Source organism: Paracoccus fistulariae, assembly GCF_028553785.1.
Taxonomy (GTDB): Bacteria; Pseudomonadota; Alphaproteobacteria; order Rhodobacterales; family Rhodobacteraceae; genus Paracoccus; species Paracoccus fistulariae.
Map to the genome: position 1 here is coordinate 2101813 of NZ_CP067136.1, position 13601 is coordinate 2115413.

At 64.9% G+C, this 13601-nt stretch carries 10 protein-coding genes; 6 read left to right on the forward strand and 4 right to left on the reverse strand.

The window, feature by feature from the left end:
• The first annotated feature begins 266 nt into the window (after window positions 1-266).
• Together JHX87_RS10325 and JHX87_RS10330 are read left to right on the forward strand one after the other, a co-directional pair.
• On the forward strand, window positions 267-1109 hold the full coding sequence (locus tag JHX87_RS10325; RefSeq protein WP_271885097.1) for a calcium-binding protein: 843 nt from the start codon (window positions 267-269) through the stop codon (window positions 1107-1109).
• A 69-nt stretch (window positions 1110-1178) separates the two neighbouring features.
• Window positions 1179-2225 carry a siderophore-interacting protein gene (locus tag JHX87_RS10330; protein ID WP_271885095.1) on the forward strand — a complete coding sequence of 349 codons (1047 nt, stop codon included), beginning with the start codon at window positions 1179-1181 and terminating at the stop codon, window positions 2223-2225.
• On the opposite strand, the gene JHX87_RS10335 is transcribed toward JHX87_RS10330, so the two are convergent.
• The 3 genes from JHX87_RS10335 to JHX87_RS10345 all read right to left on the reverse strand — a co-directional run bounded on the left by JHX87_RS10335 (window position 2226) and on the right by JHX87_RS10345 (window position 6321).
• Window positions 2226-3893, reverse strand: coding sequence for an IucA/IucC family protein (locus JHX87_RS10335; protein WP_271885093.1), 1668 nt, complete (start codon window positions 3891-3893; stop codon window positions 2226-2228). It abuts the gene before it with no gap.
• Between the two features lie 134 nt (window positions 3894-4027).
• A complete protein-coding gene (locus JHX87_RS10340; protein ID WP_271885092.1) occupies window positions 4028-4711 on the reverse strand; it encodes a GNAT family N-acetyltransferase in 684 nt (227 codons plus the stop codon).
• Window positions 4708-6321: an IucA/IucC family protein gene (locus JHX87_RS10345; RefSeq protein ID WP_271885090.1), complete on the reverse strand. Its 1614-nt coding sequence runs from the start codon at window positions 6319-6321 to the stop codon at window positions 4708-4710. Before JHX87_RS10345 ends, JHX87_RS10340 begins: the two co-directional genes overlap by 4 nt.
• Window positions 6322-6405: 84 nt before the next feature.
• Here JHX87_RS10345 and JHX87_RS10350 point away from each other — a divergent pair, with 84 nt between their 5' ends.
• The 4 genes from JHX87_RS10350 (at window position 6406) to JHX87_RS10365 (ending at window position 12301) form a co-directional block, all read left to right on the forward strand.
• On the forward strand, window positions 6406-7509 hold the full coding sequence (locus JHX87_RS10350; protein WP_271885088.1) for a hypothetical protein: 1104 nt from the start codon (window positions 6406-6408) through the stop codon (window positions 7507-7509).
• The gene (locus JHX87_RS10355) at window positions 7506-8816 is read left to right on the forward strand and encodes a lysine N(6)-hydroxylase/L-ornithine N(5)-oxygenase family protein (RefSeq protein ID WP_271885086.1); all 1311 of its coding nucleotides are present in this window, start codon (window positions 7506-7508) and stop codon (window positions 8814-8816) included. The genes JHX87_RS10350 and JHX87_RS10355 overlap by 4 nt, the downstream gene beginning before the upstream one ends.
• Before the next feature lie 108 nt (window positions 8817-8924).
• Window positions 8925-10148, forward strand: a complete 1224-nt coding sequence (locus JHX87_RS10360) for an MFS transporter (protein ID WP_272833669.1) — start codon at window positions 8925-8927, stop codon at window positions 10146-10148.
• On the forward strand, window positions 10145-12301 hold the full coding sequence (locus JHX87_RS10365) for a TonB-dependent receptor (protein WP_271885084.1): 2157 nt from the start codon (window positions 10145-10147) through the stop codon (window positions 12299-12301). Before JHX87_RS10360 ends, JHX87_RS10365 begins: the two co-directional genes overlap by 4 nt.
• Before the next feature lie 276 nt (window positions 12302-12577).
• Here JHX87_RS10365 and JHX87_RS10370 read toward each other — a convergent pair whose 3' ends face one another.
• A complete protein-coding gene (locus JHX87_RS10370; RefSeq protein WP_271885082.1) occupies window positions 12578-13594 on the reverse strand; it encodes a zinc-dependent alcohol dehydrogenase family protein in 1017 nt (338 codons plus the stop codon).
• Window positions 13595-13601: the final 7 nt, after the last annotated feature.

Below are 13601 nucleotides of genomic sequence, written 5' to 3' on the forward strand. Positions count from 1 at the left end.
TAACAGGCCGCTGCAGGGCGACATTCCACAGACGCCAACGACGACAATGCGAAACCTGCCGACGCGCGTTCAAGGCGCCATCGGCCGCAGCCCGATCTTCGCGCGGCATCCCAGATTCTTCCTCGGACGGACAATTTCTGATTGAAATAGTCGGAAATATTTCTAGGATGCGTCGTGCCAGCGGCAAAGATGGGCACCGCCCTGATGCGAGCGTTTTCTTACAACCAAGTTGATTGCGCCGGTTTCATGGCGCGAAGGGAGCAATTATGCCTGTATTTCCAATCTTGCCAGGTGGCGGTGGGATCACGTTCGGGACCGATGGTGACGATCTGATCTCGGGTGGTCGTGGACCATCCGTGGTCTGGGCGGGGGCCGGCAATGACGGTCTGCGTCTGGGCTATAGCAGCGATCTTGCCTATCTGGGTGAAGGCGATGACGTTGCCTATACCGAGGGCGGCAATGACATGGTCTTCGGTGAGGAAGGCAACGATCTGATCTATGCCGGCAGCGGCAATGACTGGATCGATGGCGGCGAAGGCAACGATTTGCTGTATGGCGCCAGCGGCAATGACCAGATCTTCGGCGGCGAAGGGGACGATTTCATCTTCGACACCGAGGGGAACAATGCGCTCTACGGTGGCGAGGGCAATGATATGGTCGTCGGTGGTTCGGGGATCGATGTCATCTTCGGCGGTTCCGGTCTTGATACCATCATGGGCGGCGACGGGAACGACTGGATTTCGGGCGGCAGCTCGACCTATACCGTGACCAATGCCGACGGAAGCACGACAGAAGTCGAGGGCGTGAACCAGATCTATGGTCAGGGTGGCGACGATATTCTGTCGGCGGGTGGCTCGAACGAGTTCTTCTATGCCGGGAATGACGGCAACGATGTGATCAACCGCTTTGAGGCAGAGAATGACGAGATCATTCTTGTCGCGGATCTCAATGGCAGCGGCATCGCGAGTTTCGCCGATCTGGCCAGCCGGATAAGCAGCAGCGACGATGGCGCGATTGTCGATCTGGGCGCCGACAGCAATATCCTGCTGTCGGGCATCTCGGCCAATGATGTTCTGGCCGATCTGGACGGCTATTTCGACTTTGCCTGACGAAAACCCGGCCCGGCGGCGGATCGAGTGTCGCCGGGTCATCTGCCCCGTCCCAAGACAAGGACCCTGATGAGACACGACGCTATTCCGCCCCTGCAATCCGAGGCTGCCGTGCCAAGCCTTCCCTTCGCGCGGATCGACGCGCTGCTGCGCAGCGAGGCCGAAGAGCATGGACTGGATCTGCATACGGGGCATGACCGGTCGGTCTGGTGCCAGGTCGATGGCGGCGAATTCGGGGCAAGGCGCGAGGCCGAGGGCAGCATCCTTTATGTCCGCGCCCGTGACCGGGCCTGGCTGTTCACCCTGCAAGAGGTGATGACCGCGCATCTGGTGCAGGTCGAGCCCGATCTGGCCGCATTGCTGCGCTGGTCCGGTCTGACGCATCAGGGGGCCTTGCCGCCGAATTTCAGCTTTGCCCATGTCGAAAGCCTGACCCGGATCGGCCGCCATTTCCTGCGGCTCAGGCTGCGCAGCGACGATCTGCACCGCTTCGCCCGCGACATGATCCATTTCCGGCTGATCCTGCCCCCCGCTGGTGACAAGGAACCGCAATGGCCGATGACGGGCGCGAATGGTCAGACCATCTGGCCGCAAGGCGCCAAGGCGCTGCACCGCCCGGCCTATACCGTGCGCGCTATCGACCCGGTCGCGGGCTGGCTTGAGACGGATATCTTCATCCATGACGGCGGTCGCGCCTGTGATTGGGCCGTTCACGCCGGGACCGGCGCAAGGGTCGGTCTGACAGGTCCGGGTGGCGGCGGGGTGCCGCACGCCCGGCGATTGCTGATCGGCGGGGATGAGACGGCCTATCCGGCGCTGGCAAGGATCATCGAGGCGCAGGCGCCCGATGTCATCGGCGACTGCTGGCTGTTTGGCGCGGTGGACGATTATCCGCTGCCGCAGCACGGCGGCATCCGCATCCATCACGCGGCGGGGGGTGAGGGCCAGCTTGCCGACCGCCTGACCCGCGACGGCACCGATGCGGAACGCATCTGGCTGGCGACCGAGAAAAGCCGGATCCCCTCGCTGCGCAAGGCGGTTCTGGACAAGCTGGGCTTCCCCAAGCGTTCGGCTCATCTGGCGGGTTACTGGTCCGCGGACGGGACCGCCATGTGATCAGCCGGACCCCGGCGCATCTAACGGGTTGACCAGATCGGTGCCCCTTGCGGGCAATGGGCGGGCGGCGCTGTCCTCATATCCCACGGCGAAGCGCACACGGTTGATGCAGACGCGCGGCATCCTCGGCGCGAACAGATCGAACATCGCGAAACGATCGGACAGATCGGGATGCGCATCCCGCGCCTGCATGAGTTCACGCCGAAGGATGGTGTAGAACTCTGCCTCTGAAAGCCAGCGATGCAGCCGCGCGGACAGAAACCGCAGGCAGGTCACGAAATGCGCGGTCTGAATGTCGTGGACAATGACCGGCGGCGGCTTGCGCGGCAGGATCGCACGAATGACGGGATCCAGCCCCTGCATCTGCGGAAAATCCACGTCCACCAGATCCATGTCGCCCTGAAAATCCTTCAGCATCATCCCCTCGGGCCGCCCGTCGCGCAGGACAACCGTGATGTTCTGACCATGCGCGATAAAGCCCACTCCGTAGCGCGCCAGCAGCAGCCACAGCGGCACGACCGTCACCCGAAACAGTGCCGCAAGCCATTCGGCCAAATCCATCCCCGCCTGCCGCGCGTAATGCAGGGCCAGCGGCGCGCCATCGGCGCCCTGATGGAACAAGGCAGCATAAAGCACCGGGCCTGCACCGTCGGCGCGCGCCTCGGCCCGGTCGCGCCAGATCGCGCCAAGCGTTTCGTGATGGCGATAGGGCGCGTCGGGGCAGGCTTTCATCAGCGGATCGCGCCACCAGCGACCGGCAGCCTCGCGCAGCACGGTGACCTTGGCCAGCGCCGGATCGGCCGCGCAGATCCCGGCCAGCCAGTCCGAGATCGCCGGACCATGTTCGATGAACTTTCCCGGCACGCCTCGCCACGCCGAGGTATTCAGGATGCCCAGCGACAGTTTCACATCGAACCGCCCGCCGGGCCGGGTCAAGGTGCGGATCGAGGGCGTCGCGCGGAACTGCGGGCCTGCCGGACCCAGGGGGCGGATATGGCCCGCCGCCTGTTCGGCCACGGTCAGTTGCGCCAGATGCGCGGTCCACTGCCAAGGATGCACCGGCATCAGCATCTGGTCGTCCGCCGCCCCGGAAAGGCGGTCGAAATCCGCGCCCAAGGTATCGCGCAAGGCGGCCTCTGCCGCGCCGCTATGCACCAGATCGCGGCGATGGACGGCCAGCCAGAACAGCTGGATCGGCTGCGCAGATTCGGGCGCGAAAGCCGCGTTTTCGGCCATGCCCCAACCCAGCCGCCCGCGATTGGCCAGCGCCTTTGGATGCCCTTCAAGCGCGGCGTGCAGATCCTCGGATGGCAGGGCGATCAGCTGTGCCCCATCCAGCTTTCCCCACCGCTCGGCCGTGGCGATATCCTGCGCCAAAGTATTCGCGATCTCGCGAATGAACATCGCCCCGGTCGCAGGTGACATGCCCATTTCCGCCCGCGCATCGGTGATCAGGCGAAACGGGTCTGGCGGGGCGTCGTCGCGGGTAATGCTGTCGGGATCGATCCACAGATTGTCCCAGATCCCTCGGCGGGCCTGAAATCGCCAGACCGCGCCCGATTGCAGACGCAATTCGCCGCGATGGGGCGTCAGAACCTCTTCCCATGTCAATTCCGAGATCATCTTGGCCAGCAGGTTACGGGCCGCCTGCCGGTACAGCGCGCTCACAGAACCCTGCCAAAGAATTCCGCCCGGCGACAGCGCATCAGGGCCGAGCGTTTATGCGGAAAGTCGAATTCCTTCAGCTTTTCATAGGCCAGCGCATCGGCATAGGCCAGCAGCTTGGCGTTATCGACGCGCGGCTAGCCCACGACCTGCGTGGTCATGGGACAGTCCAGAAACAGGTAATGGGTCAGCCCGCGCAGCCATGCGGCGGTCTTGGCGCGGCCCAGATGCCGCCGCTCTCCGATCAGCCCGTGCCAGCCGCGATCCCACGGCCCGCTGTCGTAATAAGGGCCCAGCCGGTCCTCGCGCGCCCAGTAAGCCTCGAAATAGCCGGCCTCGTCGCCATCGAAACAGCCGATCAGCGGCAGGCAATGCGGGTCGTCCAGCCGCTGCCGAAGAAAATCCCGCAACTCGTCCGGCGATTTGTTCTCTTCCCAGAAAAAGGCGACGCGCGGATCGTTTTGCCAGCGATGAAAGCGCTCAAGATCGCGGTCGATATCGACGACGCGAAAGGACACCTCCAGCCCCGCGACCGGATCCTGCCGCCGATAGACCACGCCTTCGGGCTTTGGCGCCCTGCGGGGATGGTCGCGGCCGTCGGGTCCGGCGATATCCCGCGCCTCAAGCCAGCATTGCGGCTCGTGCAGCAGCCAGAGCGGGGCCGACTGGAAAAAACCGGCGCGGCTGACCGTGCCATCGGCCCGCGCGCAACGCAGCGCCCGCAACGGTGCCCCGGCTGGCAATTGCACCGTTTCGCGGGCGGGATCCGCGAAGGCCGCCTCTATCTGCCGGAACAGGTCGATCGGTTCGTAATGCGTCATGCATCGCTCCTTTGCAGGGTCAGGATGGGGTTCGGCAGAGTCAGGAAACTTGCAAGCTGGCCATCGCCACCCCCGTCGGCCTCGTTCACGCCACGGCAAGAGGTCCTGAAATTGCCCTTGCAGGGCAGCGCCTCGCCCTCGATCAGCTTGTCGTAAAGGACGCGCTCGCCCCGGCTGTCGCGCCGCGCGGCGATCAGGGCATCGCGCCAGTCACGCAGCAGGTCATCCTCATCCGCAAGGCCGTCCAGCGCCAGCGTGGACATCAGATGCAGGACGCCATTGACGACGACGTAATAGGTCAGCAGCGCATCGCCCAGTTCCGCGGTGACGACATTTTCCGCGTCGCGGCCCAGATCCGGGCAATGCCGCGCAAGTGCGGCGTGGAAACTGTCGATATGGCCGGTTCCCTGACAATCCCGCAGCCAGATCGCATTGGGCATGCGTGCATGGTCCAGCCCGACCAGCATGTTCTGCTGATGGGCCCCGAACAGCAGGCCGTGGGTCGCCCGCAGTTCAAGCAAGGGCGCGATCCCGACCTGCAAAAAGCGGCGGAACCAGTCGCGGGCATCGCGCCGCGCGATCAGGCGTGACATCGCGCTGCGCCCGCCGGGCACCGTCTCGCACAGGCTGCCCAGCATAAGCGGACCGGGTGATGCGGGATCGCGAAACGGGTTGTCGCGCAGCGAGATCAGCGTTTCCGGGATGATGTCGCGGCCATCCGTCAGCGCCGCATGATCAGCCTCGCGCAGGATATGCATCTGCGGAAAGCGTGCGCGCAACTGCTGCCCGACAGGCCCGTCCAGCAGCCTGGCCAGATCGGCACCCCGCCGCATTTCGCGCGGCTGCAGAATGCGGGTCGAGTTGGTCAGACGCAGCGACAGCGACATCTTTGGCATCACATCAGCGTGCCAGCCATGCAGGCTGCGCATCGACGAGGTCGCCTGCCACCCCCCACGCCCGTCCCCGATCACCGATGCCCCGGCGGCGGCGATACGGTGGGCCTCGACCCCGGCTTGCCAGGGGTGGATGGGCAGGCGGATCAGCCCGGCATCGCAGTCAGGCGCGCCATCGGCCTTGGCCAGCCGCGACAGTCGCGCCAACGCGCCGTCTGTCGCCGAGACCATGTCGCGCGGCGCGGCAAGCCATGTCAGGGCAAACTCCGCGCCGAATTCGGGGGCAAAGCGCCGGGCGTCACGGACGCTCATCTCATCGCGGCTGCGTGGATTCGGATGGCAGGGATGGCCGTATTTCATCGCCGCCTCTGCCTGTCGAAAATTCCAGCGGGCGGGATCGTCCTGCGACGTCATTGCGGGCGCCCGTCGAACGGCGCGCAAGCTGTCCAGTACCCGCGCGGCGAAGACGGCGCCAAAGGGCGCAGCCAAGAGCGACAGCGCATTTTCGACAGTGCAAGGGCGACCGGCAAGGCCGAGGCCCGCCCCGAACCGCGTGCGAAAGCCTGCGCGAGCGGCCACCGGCACCACCAGATCGCCCTGTTCCGTAGGCACATGCAATCCGTTCGCATCGAAACGCGCATCTGCCAGCATGTCCTCTCGCAAGGCAGCGTTGAGGAATGCGTCCAGCGCGGGAAGATCACGCGTCTCATCGCCCATGTCATGCCTCTTGCAGTATGGCCCTTTCGATTGCTAATTTCTTACTATAATACTCAAGTATATTTCAACGCGGGATTTTCAGTGATGAGCGACCGGGCGCCACGACCGCTGCACTACGCCCTCTCGCCGGTGATGATCGGCTATAATTTCCAACAGACGGCGCTGCTTGGCATGTTGCCGGTGCTGGCGCTGCAACTGGATCTGCCCGCCGCGCGGGTGGGGCTGACGGTCAGCGCCGGGCTGATCGTCGCGGCAGTGATGGCGCCGCTGCTGGCCGGGCGGATGACGGTTCACAGCCTGCGCGCTGCAATGGTCGCGATCTTCGCGGCATCGCTTGCGCTGATGGCCCTGTTGCTGTGGCCGCGCCCGGCGGGGGCCGCCTTCGCCATCCTGCTGGTGATCCGATGTGTTCAGGGCAGCGCCGCCGCCGTTGTTCTGGCCGTCGCGCAGGGCGCAAGTGCCGGATCGGATCGTGCGGCGGCGGCGCTTGCGAAGGTGCAATTGTGGCCGGGCGTGGGCCGCGCAGCAGGTGCGGCGCTGATCGGGCCGCTGCTTCGCCTGTCCATCGTCTTGCCGATCCTGCCTGCCCTGATCGGCGCGGCTGTCAGCATGATCCGCCTGTGCCGTGGGCCGCAGCAGATCCCGCATATCGGCGCGGCGTCCGTTGCCCGCGCGCCGTGGATCGCGGCACTGGCCGTGCCCTTTCTGGTGCAGGCCGCCATCGGCGCGGCGCAATTGGGCTTAGGCCCGCTGCTGGCGCTGAAGCGACCGGCGGAACAGGCGGCGGGCCTTGCGGGCCTCTGCCTTGCGGCGGGGTATCTGGCGCTGGTTCTGACGCATAGCGCGCTGACCGGCCGAAGCCTGTCGCGACGGCCCGCCGCAGCCCTGCTTGCCACCGCGCTGCTCTTGCCGCTGATCTCTGACTGGCCCGGCATGCTGATCCTTGCCACCGCGCTGGCGGCGGGGGCGTCCGGATTGCTGATCGCCCGGCATCTTGCGCGGGTCATCACGGCCCGCCCCGCCGATGCGCGCCAAAATGCCGCCTGGCAGGGCTCGGCCTTGCTGGCGGGGCTTGGCACCGGTGCCGGTGCCGGATCGCTTGTCCTGCCGCTGAACCCGACCGCGCCCTTTCTGCTGGGCAGCGGCTTTGCCCTTTTCACCCTGTTGATTTGCCAGAGGACGCCATGACCAGATACGAGCTTTTCGGAATAGGCATCGGTCCTTTCAACCTGTCGCTGGCGGCGCTGGCGGATAGCATCGGCGATCTGCGCTGTCGCTTTGCCGAAAGGCGGGCGCGTTTTGCATGGCATCCGGGGCTGATGATCCCGGGCGCAATGATGCAGACCTCTTTCCTGAAGGATATGGTCACGCCGGTTCTGCCGACAAGCCGGTGGAGCTTCCTGAACTATCTGGTCTCGCAGGGTCGCTTTTTCGACTTCATGGCCGGGCGACACTGCAGCGCCAGCCGTGCCGAATTTTCCGACTATATGGGATGGGTGGCGCATGGCCTGAACAGCACCGGTTTTGGCGATCCTGTCGAGGCGGTCAGCCATGACGGGCGCGGATTCACCATCCACGCCAGATCGGGACAAAGCTGGCGCAGTCGCGCAGTCTCGGTCGGTGTCGGCCTGCAACCCAATATCCCCGATTTCGCGCCTGCGGGGCCGGACTGCCTGCATGCCTCGCGCTGGCTGGACCTCAGACCGTCATTGGCCGGGCGACGCGTCGCCGTGATCGGGGGCGGCCAGTCGGGGGCAGAGATCGTGCTGGATCTGTTGAGGCGACCCGACGCTCCCGCCGCAATCACCTGGATCAGCCGACGCTCGGGCTATTGGACGCTGCAGGACGGCGCGTTCATCGATCAGTTCTTCACGCCCGATTACGTGACCGCCTGGCGACAGCAATCCGAAACCGCCCGCGCCGCCGTTCTGGCCGAACAGAAATATGCCAGCGACGGGATCACGCCTGCGACGGCCAATGCCATCTATGACGCGCTGTACCAGCGCAGGCGCGAGGGTCGGCAGGATGTGACGCTGCAACCGGGACGCGAGGTTTGCGCGATCCGCAGGACGGGCACATCCTATCGGATCGAGGCGCGGGTCGTGGGCGGCAATCAACCCGAGCTCTGCCATGCGGATGTCGTGGTTCTGGCCACGGGCTATCGCCAGGTGCTGCCGGACTGCCTTGAGCCTCTGGCCGGGCGGCTGCAGCGGCAGGCCGATGGCGGGCTGGCGCTGGATGCGCAGTATCGGGTCATCTGGGACGGGCCGCGACAGACACCGCTTTATGCGATGAACCACGGTCGGCACAGCCATGGCATCGCCGATCCCCAGATCAGTCTGGCGGCATGGCGCAGCGCGGTGATCCTGAACGATCTGACCGGACAGCGCCTGTTCCGCACCCGGGCCGAGACCGGATCCCCGACCATGATCGACTGGCCGGGACAGGCCGAGAAATGCGGTGTCGGGCTGGATAAATTCGCGACGCACGCATGATCCCACGTCTTGCAGCCGGAAAAGTAACCACCTAATAAACTAAGAAAAGGCAAGCCGCACTGCCAGCCTGTGTGACCTCAAGGGATCAGACATGTGACGCGGCCATCATTGACCATCTCGATCGCGCTTGCAGGGCTGTATCTGGCCCAGTCGGTGCCGCTGTATCTGGTGGCGGCGGCGCTGCCGCCGATCCTGCGCGAACGGGGTGTGGATCTGGCGGTGATCGGCGCCCTTGGTATCCTGCTGGCACCCTGGGTTCTGAAGGCGGCATGGGCTCCCGTCATCGACCGGCTGGCGCGCCATCCGCGGATCGGGCGCAAGGCCGTGGTGCTGGCCTGCCTGACGATTACCCTTGGCTGCATCGTCATCCTGTCGCGGCTTGATCCGGTGACGGACAGCATGCGCTTCTTTCCGATCCTGATGGCAATGTCGGTCAGTTCCGCGACGCAGGATATTGCTTCGGACGGCTGGGCCGTCGAACATCTGCGTCCCGACCAGCAAGCCTTTGGCAATGCCATTCAGGCCGGCGCGGTGGCGTTCGGGGTGCTGATCGGGGGGTCCGGCACGCTGCTTCTTGTCGATCGGCTGGGCTGGCAGGCCACGCTGCTGGCCATCGCGGCCCTGGCGGCCATCGTCGCGCTGCCGTTTCTGCTGCTGCCCGAAACTCGGGACCGCCGCATCCTTCCCACCGATTACGGCCGCGCCAGCTTTGCGCGCTTCCTGTCCATGCCGATGGCGGGCAGCATGCTGGCCTTTGCTTTCTTCTTTCGCATGCCTGAAGGTCTGGTGAAGGCCATGGAACAGCCGTTTCTGGTCGATCAGGGCTTTTCGCTGACCGAGGTCGGGTTGATTTCGGGCGGCTCGGCGGCGCTTGTCGGATTGTTCGGCGCCGCCAGCGCCGCCGCGCTGATCGACCGGATCGGATTGCGCCCCTTTTTCATCACGCTGATCGTCGGACGCACGCTGACCTTCGGCGCCTTCTTTGCCGCCGCAGCGCTTGGCATCGGCATCTGGCCACTGGTGGCGCTGTCGGGCATCGACACCTTCCTGCGCTATGTCGAGATGGTGGGCCTCTACACCGCCTTCATGCGATTCTCTTCGCTCAGCCAGGCCGGCACGGATTTCACCCTGCTCACCAGCGTCAATCTGTTGATGTATATGCTGGGCAGCATGATCGCCGGGACCATCGCCTCGGCCTATGGCTATGCAACGGTATTCGGGCTGGCCGTCCTGCTTTCTGCGCTGACCGGATGGCTCGCCATCACCCGGCTTCCCCATTCCGTCGCGACCCCGCCTGCCTTGACCAGTATGCCAGAGGAGACCCTCGCATGACCTACCGTTGCCCACTGCCCGGCCTGACCATCGCCATGCTGATGACCAGCACTGCGCTGGCGCAGGAGACCGAAACCCAGCCCATCATGCTGGACCCGATCACGCTGACCGCCAGCCGGACCGGCGCGACGGTCGAGAACTATCCCGGTTCCGCCCAGGTGATCGAGGGCGAGGATATCGCCGCCCGTCTGGAAAGCGGCGAGCCGCTGGACCGCATTCTGGGCCAGCTGGTGCCCGGTCTTGCCCCCGCCAATGGCACCATCGGCAGCGCCAGCCAGACCCTGCGCGGCCGTTCGGTTCAGGTGCTGATCGACGGCGCCCCGCGCACATCGGAACTGCGCGGCTTCGGGCGGGAACTGTCGATGATCGACCCGGCCAGCATCGAGCGGATCGAGATCGTCAAGGGCTCGACCGCGCGCTTTGGCAATGGCGCGACCGGCGGCCTGATCAACATCATCACCAAGACACCCGAAGATGGCGAGCGCACCAACCTGTCCTTTGGCCTCAGCAGTGGCATGGAGGGCGGCAGCATCGGCACCGACCTGTCCTTCAGCCATGAACGGCGCCTGAACGATCTGGGCCTGCGGCTGGAACTGTCGCGCCGCTCGATGGATGATCTGTTCGACGGCGATGGCAAGCAGATCCCGTCCGATCCGGTCGTCGGTCAGGGCAATGCCGACAATTACGACAGCTATTCCGGCGCCGTCGTGCTGGACTGGCGTTCGGGCAGCAATGAGATCACGGCCCGCGTCGGGGGTTACCACTTCACACAGGGTATCGACCAATTCACGGATTACAGCACCGATCCGGTCAGCGTCGGCGACGAGGCCTATACCGGCCAGGACGTGAAGGATATCGGCCGCTATTTCAATGTCACCTGGCGCAACCCCGACCTGACCATCGGCGAGACAGAGTTGCAGCTTTATGGCAGCAATACCGACCGGCGCGCGGCCTTTGTGCCTGCCGGTATCGCCAACCCGCTTTATTATCCCGTCAGCCCTGTCGATCCCACACAGGATCCCAATGCCCAAAGCGAACTGTCGACCAGGACCATCGGGGCGCGTTTCACCGTGAACACCTCACTGGATAGTTGGCGCGATGGCGCGCAACTGACCTGGGGTCTGGATGCCAGCCTTGACGATGTCAGCCAGACGGATCTGTCGGGCCGCGACCTGATCGCACCGATGACACAGAAAAGCCTGGCGGGATTTGCGCAATTGGACGTCCCGGTCGGTCAGGTCGATCTCAGCGCCGGGTTGCGGGCCGAAAAATTCTGGTTGCAGGTGGATGACTTCACCCGGCCCGACGCCGTGCAACTCAGCCCGGCGGGCCTGTACCTGCTTCCCGCGGTCAATGTCATCGGCGGAGATTTCAACTATGACGCCGTGATCGGCAATATCGGCGCCACATGGCATGCGACGCCGGTGCTGGATCTTTTTGCCAATATCAGTCAGGGCTTTTCGGTCCCCGATGTCGGCAGCTTCACCCGCCGCGCCATGCCCGCCAACCCCTTTGCGCCCGGGCAGACGGTTTCCTTCGCCGCGCTGCGCCCGGATGCGCAGATCGTGAACACGGCAGAGCTTGGCCTGCGCTATTCGGGTGACCGTTTGCAGGCCTCTGCCTCGGCCTTCCTGTCCACCTCGGACGAGGGCACCGTCTTTGAAAGCGCGACCAACACCGTCACCCAGCAGAAAGAGCGGGTGTGGGGGGGTGAGGCCCAGCTGAGCTATCAGGCCGGTGACGCATTGACGCTGGGGGCGCTTTTGGGCTGGCAAGAGGGGAATTACGACGCCGATGGCGACGGTTCCCGCGAAAGCTGGCTGCCGAACAACCGCATTCCGACGCCCTTCACGGCGACGCTGACGGCGGATTATCTGTTCCGGAACAATCTGCGCCTGCAGGGTGAACTGGCCTATGCTGCGGGCCGCGACAAGGCCGGTCAGCCCGAACTGGATGAGATGATCACCGTCAATCTCTTCGGCTCTTACCCGCTGGCACGCGGGGCGATCAATTTCGGCATTACCAACCTCTTTGATCGCGCACAGGACAATATCACCGCAAGCTCGGTCCGCGAAAATCCCCTGACCGCAGACGCCATCCGCGTCGCCGATCAAGGGCGCAGAATATACCTGAGTTACGGGCTGTCCTTCTGACACGACCACGGGGACGATAACACACGCCCCCTTGCGCGCAGGCGTCAGAAGGTCAGAGTGGCTGGATTGCCGCGCCGCCCTGTCGATCCGCAGGGCATAAGCGCCCTGACGCCTGCGAGATCCCACGCCGTCCGTTCTGAAATCCGGGGCTCGCTGGCCTCGGCATCACCAAGGGCGCCAAAAACGCAGCGCAGGGCGATGCCGGGGTCACGATTTCCCATTTCATGCTAACGCTTTCCTCTTTCACACTTGGGCCAAACGCCGCCAGTCCGCCCCTCAGAGGGTCAGCATGGTCTTGATCGCGCGGCGGTCGTCCATGGCCTTGTAGCCCTCGGCCACCTGATCGATGGGCAGGACCAGATCAAAGACCTTGCCCGGCTGGATCTTGCCGTCCAGCACGCGCTGCATCAGATCGGGCAGGAAGCGGCGCACCGGGGCCGGACCGCCCATCATGCGCTGTTGCCGGAAGAACAGCTGCTGGCCGTCGAAGCTGACGCCATGGGGCACGCCGACATAGCCGATGCTGCCGCCGGGACGGCAGATGCCCATGGCTTGGCTCATGGATTGCTCCATGCCGACTGCCTCGACCACCGATTCCACGCCGATGCCATTGGTCAGTTCCATGACACGGGCGATGCCTTCCTCGCCGCGTTCCTCGACGATCTCGGTGGCACCGAATTCGCGAGCAAGCGCCTGGCGCGAGGGGTGGCGGCTCATCGCGATGATGCGGCCGGCGCCCATCTGGCTGGCGGCCAGCACGCCCATCAGCCCGACCGCGCCGTCGCCGACCACGACCACCGTCCCGCCTTCGCGCACGCCGGCCGCGACCGCGCCGTACCAGCCCGTGCCCAGCACATCGGAGACCGCCAGCATATGCTGGACCATATCCGCATCGGGCATTTCCTGCGTGGCGACCAGGGTGCCATCGGCAAGTGCCACGCGGGCATAGGGGGCTTGCGCGCCCGACATGAATTCGCGCTGCATGCAGGAGGACTGGAAACCGAATTCGCAATGCGGGCAGGTATTGTCCGACAGGCAGAAACTGCCAACGACGAACTGACCGGGTTTGATGGTGCGGACCTCGCTGCCGACCTCGATCACCACGCCACAATATTCGTGACCCATATGCATGGGCTGCTCGCTTGCCTGAATGCCGCGATAGGGCCACAGGTCCGAGCCGCAGATGCAGGTTGCCGACAGCTGGATGATGGCATCGGTCGGGGCCCGAATCTTTGGATCCTCGACCTGTTCATAGCGGATATCGCCGGGGCCGTGCAGAACGGTTGCATACATGAAAACT

Coding starts and splice junctions, on each gene's coding strand:
- JHX87_RS10370 (WP_271885082.1), bottom strand. CDS start 13,594: ATGTATGCAACCGTTCTGCACGGCCCCGGCGATATCCGCTATGAACAG.
- JHX87_RS10340 (WP_271885092.1), bottom strand. CDS start 4,711: ATGACGCATTACGAACCGATCGACCTGTTCCGGCAGATAGAGGCGGCC.
- JHX87_RS10345 (WP_271885090.1), bottom strand. CDS start 6,321: ATGGGCGATGAGACGCGTGATCTTCCCGCGCTGGACGCATTCCTCAAC.
- JHX87_RS10325 (WP_271885097.1), top strand. CDS start 267: ATGCCTGTATTTCCAATCTTGCCAGGTGGCGGTGGGATCACGTTCGGG.
- JHX87_RS10355 (WP_271885086.1), top strand. CDS start 7,506: ATGACCAGATACGAGCTTTTCGGAATAGGCATCGGTCCTTTCAACCTG.
- JHX87_RS10365 (WP_271885084.1), top strand. CDS start 10,145: ATGACCTACCGTTGCCCACTGCCCGGCCTGACCATCGCCATGCTGATG.
- JHX87_RS10330 (WP_271885095.1), top strand. CDS start 1,179: ATGAGACACGACGCTATTCCGCCCCTGCAATCCGAGGCTGCCGTGCCA.
- JHX87_RS10350 (WP_271885088.1), top strand. CDS start 6,406: ATGAGCGACCGGGCGCCACGACCGCTGCACTACGCCCTCTCGCCGGTG.